Raw genomic sequence first — 6,659 nt, 5'->3', positions numbered from 1 at the left:
ACTCCCGCCTGGTCGCCGCGGCCGAGGACCTCGGCTGCGACTTCCTGCGCACCGACCACGTCTCCGTCACCGGCAGGAACCGCGGCATCCGCCGCGCACCGGTCCCCCGGCGCGGCGAGGTGCTGAACCCGCGGGACGCGATCCTGCCGGCCCACCGGACGACCTCGGTCGACTACCCGTACGCCTGGGCCGGGATCTATCACCGGCGGCTCCTCGACCGCGGCCTGCTGCACTTCACGCACGGACTGCGGACCGCCGAGGACCGGCCGTGGATCTGGCGACTGCACCGCGAGGCGAAATCCTTCGCCGCGATCGGCGAACTCGGTGTCTTCTACCGGCGCGGAGTGGCGACCTCACTCACTCAGATCGGCGACGTACGACAATTGGATTTCATCCGCGCTTTCGACCAGGTGATCGAGGAGACCGCAAAGGACGCGGACGCCGAAATCCTTCTTCAGAAGGCCGTGCGCACCTATTGCGCGGTGATTTCCCATCACATCGGATCGATCGAACGCTTCGAGCCGGAGGTCGCCCGTCAGCTGAAGGCGATGAGCGCGGGCGCGCTGCGGCGCATGCCGCAGGACGTCCTCGACGAGGCCCTCGCCGCGATGGGCGGGGACCGCGCGACGATGCTGCGGAGACTGCGGCGACGCCGTCCCGCACCGCCGCCGACACCGGGCGCGGGCCCGGGTGCCGGTGCCGGCCCGGCCGCCGCGGAGGTGGCCGCGTGAGCACCCGCCGGACCACCCAGATCTTCTGCGCCTCCACCCTCTACGGCGCGGTGACGATCGCCGCCGCCCTGGACAGCGGCTGCTTCGGCCCCGCCGACCGCCGCATCCTCCTCGTCACCAACAACGCGGCCGTGCCGGAGACGACCCCGCCGCTCGACCAGGCCGAGGGCTTCGAGCGGCTCCGCGGCCGCTTCGACTCCGTCCTGTCGTGGAACGAGACGATCTCCCCGCTCCACCCGGGCGGCTGGACCCCCCGGGCGAGCGACCTGCCGCTCCTCCAGCGCCATCTGCGCAGGATCTGGGACCTCGGCGACGACCGCGTCGAACTCGCCCTGGAATCGATCCAGGTGACGCCCGCGCTCGCCATCGCCCAACTGCTCCCCGACGCGCCCGTCACCGTCTACGCGGACGGTCTGATGAGCTACGGGCCGACCCGCAACAAGATCGACCCGCTGATCGGCGGGCGCGTCGGCCGGCTGCTCCACCTGGACCTCGTGCCCGGTCTCGCGCCACTGCTGCTCGCCGAGTTCGGGGCGGTGCCGGAGGCCGTACCGACGGAGGCGTTCCTCGCGTGCGTCGACGAGCTGGCCGGGCCCGCCGCCACGACCGCCTCCGAGGACGGGCCCGCGCTGCTCCTCGGCCAGTACCTGGCGGCGCTCGACCTGCTGACCGTCGCCGAGGAGGAGGCGCTGCACCTGCGGATGGTCCGGGGCGCGGTCGCGCGGGGCCACCGGCGGCTCGTCTTCAAGCCGCACCCGACGGCCCCCGACACCTGGTCGAAGGCGCTGGCGCGGGAGGCGGCGGCGCTCGGCGCCGAGCTGACCGTCGAGGACCGGCCAGTGCTCGCCGAGGTGCTCTACCGCGAGCTGCGGCCCGCCCTCGTCGTCGGCTGCTTCTCCACGGCCCTGCTCACCGCGCGGACCTTCTACGGACTGCCGGTCGCCCGGGTCGGGACGCGCGGCCTGCTTGAGCGGCTCACCCCGTTCCAGAACAGCAACCGCGTCCCGCTCACCGTCGTGGACGCCGTCGTGCCGCCCCTGGACGGCGGTGCGGAGGACGGTGCGGAGGACGGCGGGGCGATCACGACGGCCCAGCTGAACGACCTCGTCGCGGCGGTCGGCTTCGCGATGCAGCCGAAGATCCGGCCCGAGCTGCGGGAGCCGGCGGTACGGCACCTGTCCGGGCCGTTCGCCGAGCGCACCCGGCACCACTTCACCCGCCGCCGCCTCACCGTCCTGAACCTGCCCGGCGGCATCCCGCTCCCCCGGCACCCGGGGGTCCGCCGTCTGGCGCGGCGCGCGCTGCGGCTGCGCAAGGCGCTGAAGAGGTAGCGGCCCCGGCGGCGCCCGGCGCGGCGGAGGCGGCCGCGGCACGAGCGGCGGGCCCGGGCCCCGTGCGGGGGACCCGGGCCCGCGGGCACGAACGGGAAGCGGTGTCCGGGCGGGCACGAACACGAGGAGGTGCCCGGCGTCAGGCGCGGACGATCTCCTCCTGGATCTCCGTCACCCACTGGGAGCGGTCCTCGGGGCACTCCAGGTACAGCTCGCGCGCGTAGTGCCGCGTCTCGTACCCGTTGGCCTCGATCCAGCGGGCCAGGGTCTGCGCGGTCGGCAGGATGGTGTCCATCGAGCCCCGGTGGACGACGGTCGCCGCCTCCTCGATGCCGGGCAGCACGTGCACCTCGACGCCCTCCGCGGCCGTCCCCTCCGGGACGGTCATGCCGGCGTGCACGAGGACCGATCCGTCGCCCTTGCCCGCGTCCTCGTAGTACGCGATCCCCGGGCCGAACCCGGTGAGCCCGGCGGCTTCGAGGCGGCCGCACAGCTCCTCGTACAGGGGCCCGATGACCGGGCCGATGTGCTGCGGGCCGAAGCTCGCGGCGACCGCGCTCAGTTCGGCGATCCGGACGGCGGGGATCTTCTTGACGACGACGTCCTGGGTGGACATGCGTCCCTCACTTTCGATGGCCCGGAGCCGCGCGCCGACCTGGGCGAGCCGTGCCCGCGCCTCCGCCATGGCCGCTTCCAGCTCGGCCTGGCGCAGACGCAGCATGCCCCGCAGCTCGTCCGCGTCGAACTTCTCGTCGAGGATCGCCCCCACCTGTTCGAGGGTGAAGCCGAGGTCCTTGAGCGCGATGACACGGTTGAGCAGGGCGAGCTGTTCCGCCGTGTAGAAGCGGTAGCCCGTGTGCGGGTCGACCCGGGCCGGGCGCAGCAGTCCGATGGCGTCGTAGTGGCGCAGCATCCGGACCGACACCCGCCCGTGCCGGGCGAAGTCTCCGATGGTGAACATGACGCCCCCTACGGAACGGCCTCACACGGTGTGAGGGTCAAGCGGCGCTGCTGAGGGAGAGCTTCGCGGCGAAGCCGAGGAAGAGGGCGCCGGCGGCGGAGGTGGCTCCGGCGGAGAGCCGACGGCGGCGCCGGAACGCGGCGGCGAGCCGGGTGCCGCCGAATATCAGCATCGTCAGGTAGAGGAAGCTGCCGATCTCCAGGAGGGTGCCGAGCACCAGGAAGGAGAGGGCCGGGTAGGCGTACGCCGGGTCCACGAACTGCACGAAGAAGGAGATGAGGAAGAGGATCGCCTTCGGGTTGAACAGGCTGATGATCAGCGCCCTGCGGTACGGGTTCTCCCCCGGCCCCGCCTGTACCTGCTCGGTCTCCTCGGCCACCGTCTCCCCGCGCGAGCGCCACATCGCCCAGGCCGACCGCAGCATCCCGTACGCCATCCAGGCCAGATAGCCCGCGCCCGCGTACTTCACGATCATGAAGAGCAGGGGGGTGGTCTGGAGGAGGGAGGCCGCGCCGAGCGCGGCCAGCGTCATCAGGACGGCGTCGCCGGTGAAGACGCCGGCGGCGGCCTTGTATCCGGTCCTGGTGCCCTTGCGGGCGGCGACGGACAGCACGTACAGCGAGTTCGGCCCCGGCAGGAGAATGATGAGGACGAGACCCACGAGATAGGTCGGAAGATCGGTGACACCCAGCATGAAGCGGAGTGTCGCATGCCAGTACGACACTCCGCCTGTGTGTTTCGTATCGCGGAAGACCAGAACGGGGAGGACTCAGAACGCGTCGGTCGGGACGTACGTGCCCCAGACCTCCCGCAGCGCGTCGCAGACCTCGCCGACGGTGGCGCGGGCCTTGAGGGCGTCCTTCATCGGGTAGAGGACGTTGTCCGTGCCCCCGGCCGCCTTCCGCAGCTCCGCGAGGGCCGCCTCCACCGCCGCCCGGTCGCGCCCGGCGCGCAGGGCGGCGAGCCGCTCGGCCTGCTGCGCCTCGATCGCGGGGTCGACGCGCAGCGGCTCGTACGGCTCCTCGACGTCGGCCGTGTAGCGGTTGACGCCGACGACGACCCGCTCGCCGCTGTCGGTCTCCTGGGCGATCCGGTACGCCGAGCGCTCGATCTCGCCCTTCTGGAAGCCGTGCTCGATGGCGCTGACCGCGCCGCCCATCTCCTCGACCCGGTCCATCAGCTCCAGGGCGGCCGCCTCGACGTCGTCGGTCATGCTCTCCACGACGTACGAGCCGGCGAACGGGTCCACGGTCGCGGTCACGTCCGTCTCGTACGCCAGGACCTGCTGGGTGCGCAGGGCCAGGCGGGCGGACTTGTCCGTCGGCAGGGCGATCGCCTCGTCGAAGGAGTTGGTGTGCAGCGACTGCGTCCCGCCGAGTACGGCGGCGAGGCCCTGCACGGCGACGCGGACGAGGTTGACCTCGGGCTGCTGGGCGGTCAGCTGCACCCCCGCGGTCTGGGTGTGGAAGCGGAGCATCAGCGACTTGGGGTTCTTCGCGCCGAACTCGTCCTTCATGACCCGGGCCCAGATCCTGCGGGCCGCCCGGAACTTCGCGACCTCCTCCAGGATCGTCGTACGGGCGACGAAGAAGAAGGAGAGCCGGGGGGCGAAGTCGTCGACGTCCATCCCCGCCGCGACGGCGGTCCGCACGTACTCGATGCCGTCGGCCAGGGTGAACGCGATCTCCTGCGCGGGCGAGGCGCCCGCCTCCGCCATGTGGTAGCCGGAGATCGAGATCGTGTTCCACTTCGGGATCTCGGCCCGGCAGTACCTGAAGATGTCCGCGATCAGCCGGAGGGAGGGCTTGGGCGGGAAGATGTACGTGCCGCGGGCGATGTACTCCTTCAGCACGTCGTTCTGGATCGTGCCGGTCAGCCGGTCCGCCGGGACCCCCTGTTCCTCGCCGACCAGCTGGTACATCAGCAGCAGGAGGGCGGCGGGGGCGTTGATCGTCATCGATGTGGAGACCTTGTCCAGCGGGATGCCGTCGAACAGGATCCGCATGTCCTCGACCGAGTCGATCGCCACCCCGACCTTGCCGACCTCGCCCGAGGCGATCGGCGCGTCCGAGTCGTGGCCCATCTGCGTCGGCAGGTCGAAGGCGACGGAGAGGCCCATGGTGCCGTTGGCGATCAGCTGCTTGTACCGGGCGTTGGACTCCACCGCGGTGCCGAAGCCCGCGTACTGGCGCATCGTCCACGGCCGGCCGGTGTACATCGACGGGTACACCCCGCGGGTGAAGGGGTACGCGCCCGGCTCGCCCAGCCTCTCCGCCGGATCCCAGCCCTCCAGCGCCTCCGGTCCGTAGACCGGGTCGATGGGCAGTCCCGACTCCGACTCGCGCGCCATTGGCTGTGCCTCCCGATGAGATGGGCCCCTGCTCACAGCATGCGCGGATCGTGACCCGCGCGCGCAACCACACACGCGCGGGAAGCATCCCTAGGTACATACGAACAGTCCCGGGGGGCAAAAGTGAAGCGGTCTTCTTCCGTCATACGCAGAGTGGTTCTGGCAGCGGCCTCGGTGGCCCTCGCCGCCGGCTGTACGGCCCAGGCGGCCGGTTCCGGAGGGGGCTCCGGGAGCCCGACGAACGCGCCGACGTCGTCGGCCCCGGCGCCGACCGACACCCCCACGGAGGACGGCAAGCCCCCGTCCCCGTCGGACACCACGACGACGCCCACCGACGCGCCCACGGAGACACCCTCCGGGACGCCCTCGGCGACGCCTTCCGGGACGGCGGAGTCCAAGGCCCTGATGGACGACGGGGACGAGACCGAGCAGGTCCGTGAGCTCCAGGCGCGGCTGCGGCAGCTCGGGTACTTCGACCGGGCGCCCACCGGCTTCTACGGGACGATGACGGCCGGCTCGGTGAAGGCCTTCCAGAAGAAGCAGGGGCTGCCCCGGACGGGTTCGGTCGACGAGGCGACCTGGCAGCGGCTGCTCGGCGCGAGCCGGAAGCCGACCGCCGACGAGCTGAAGCCGTCGACGACCAACCAGCTGGACACCCCCGACGCGCGCTGCATGACCGGCCGGGTGCTGTGCATCAGCAAGGAGAGCCGGACCCTCGCCTGGATGATCGACGGCAAGGTCGTCTCGTCGATGGACGTCCGCTTCGGCTCGGAGAACACCCCGACCCGCGAGGGCACCTTCACCGTGGAGCGCAAGGTCCGGCAGGACTGGTCGCGGCTCTACCACACGCCGATGCCGCTCTCGATGTACTTCAGCCGCGGCCAGGCGGTGCACTACTCGTCGGACTTCGCGGCGCGCGGCTACAACGGGGCCTCGCACGGCTGCGTCAACGTCCGGGACCGGGCCAAGCTCACGGCCCTCTTCGACCAGGTGAAGGTCGGCGACAAGGTCGTCGTCCACTGGTGACCGGGGACCCCGTCCACCGGTGATCCGGGGGGAGAGGGGAGAGGGCGCGGGTGGGACCGGGGGAACGTGCCCCACCCGCGCCATGTGCGCGGAGCCGTAGGTACGGGGGGAACCCCGGCTCACTGCGCGGCCGATGACCAGTCGGCTCACTCAGTACTGCGCCGCCGGGCTCACCGCCGTACTGCCCCTCGGGATCGGCGTCGACGCGCGCGTTCCGCTCCCGGTGTAACACTTCTCGACCCGGCGGCGCAGTACTGAGT

6 protein-coding genes are annotated in these 6,659 nt (G+C 71.8%); 3 read left to right on the top strand and 3 right to left on the bottom strand.

Annotation, left to right across the window (positions count from 1 at the left end; all coding sequences use genetic code 11):
* The coding region (locus AOK00_RS33345) for a hypothetical protein (protein WP_055603888.1) at window positions 1-731 on the top strand (731 nt) is incomplete at its 5' end.
* Window positions 728-2,062, top strand: a complete 1,335-nt coding sequence (locus AOK00_RS33340; RefSeq protein WP_055603887.1) for an alpha-2,8-polysialyltransferase family protein — start codon at window positions 728-730, stop codon at window positions 2,060-2,062. The genes AOK00_RS33345 and AOK00_RS33340, both read left to right, overlap by 4 nt.
* Window positions 2,063-2,201: 139 nt before the next feature.
* Here AOK00_RS33340 and AOK00_RS33335 read toward each other — a convergent pair whose 3' ends face one another.
* From AOK00_RS33335 to AOK00_RS33325, 3 genes are all read right to left on the bottom strand, one after another.
* The gene (locus AOK00_RS33335; RefSeq protein WP_055603886.1) at window positions 2,202-3,023 is read right to left on the bottom strand and encodes a MerR family transcriptional regulator; all 822 of its coding nucleotides are present in this window, start codon (window positions 3,021-3,023) and stop codon (window positions 2,202-2,204) included.
* A gap of 37 nt (window positions 3,024-3,060) precedes the next feature.
* Complete coding sequence (gene leuE, locus AOK00_RS33330) at window positions 3,061-3,717, bottom strand: leucine efflux protein LeuE (RefSeq protein ID WP_055603889.1); 657 nt, start codon at window positions 3,715-3,717, stop codon at window positions 3,061-3,063.
* 75 nt (window positions 3,718-3,792) lie between these two features.
* On the bottom strand, window positions 3,793-5,373 hold the full coding sequence (locus AOK00_RS33325) for an acyl-CoA mutase large subunit family protein (RefSeq protein ID WP_055603885.1): 1,581 nt from the start codon (window positions 5,371-5,373) through the stop codon (window positions 3,793-3,795).
* A gap of 159 nt (window positions 5,374-5,532) precedes the next feature.
* On the opposite strand from AOK00_RS33325, the gene AOK00_RS33320 reads away from it, so the two are divergent.
* A complete protein-coding gene (locus AOK00_RS33320; RefSeq protein ID WP_079042326.1) occupies window positions 5,533-6,399 on the top strand; it encodes a L,D-transpeptidase family protein in 867 nt (288 codons plus the stop codon).
* The last annotated feature ends 260 nt before the right edge of the window (window positions 6,400-6,659 follow it).

The organism is Streptomyces aureus (genome assembly GCF_001418135.1).
Classification (GTDB): Bacteria; Actinomycetota; Actinomycetes; order Streptomycetales; family Streptomycetaceae; genus Streptomyces; species Streptomyces aureus_A.
Note: the sequence above shows the minus strand (reverse complement) of the source record. Positions and strands in the feature narration are given on the sequence as shown.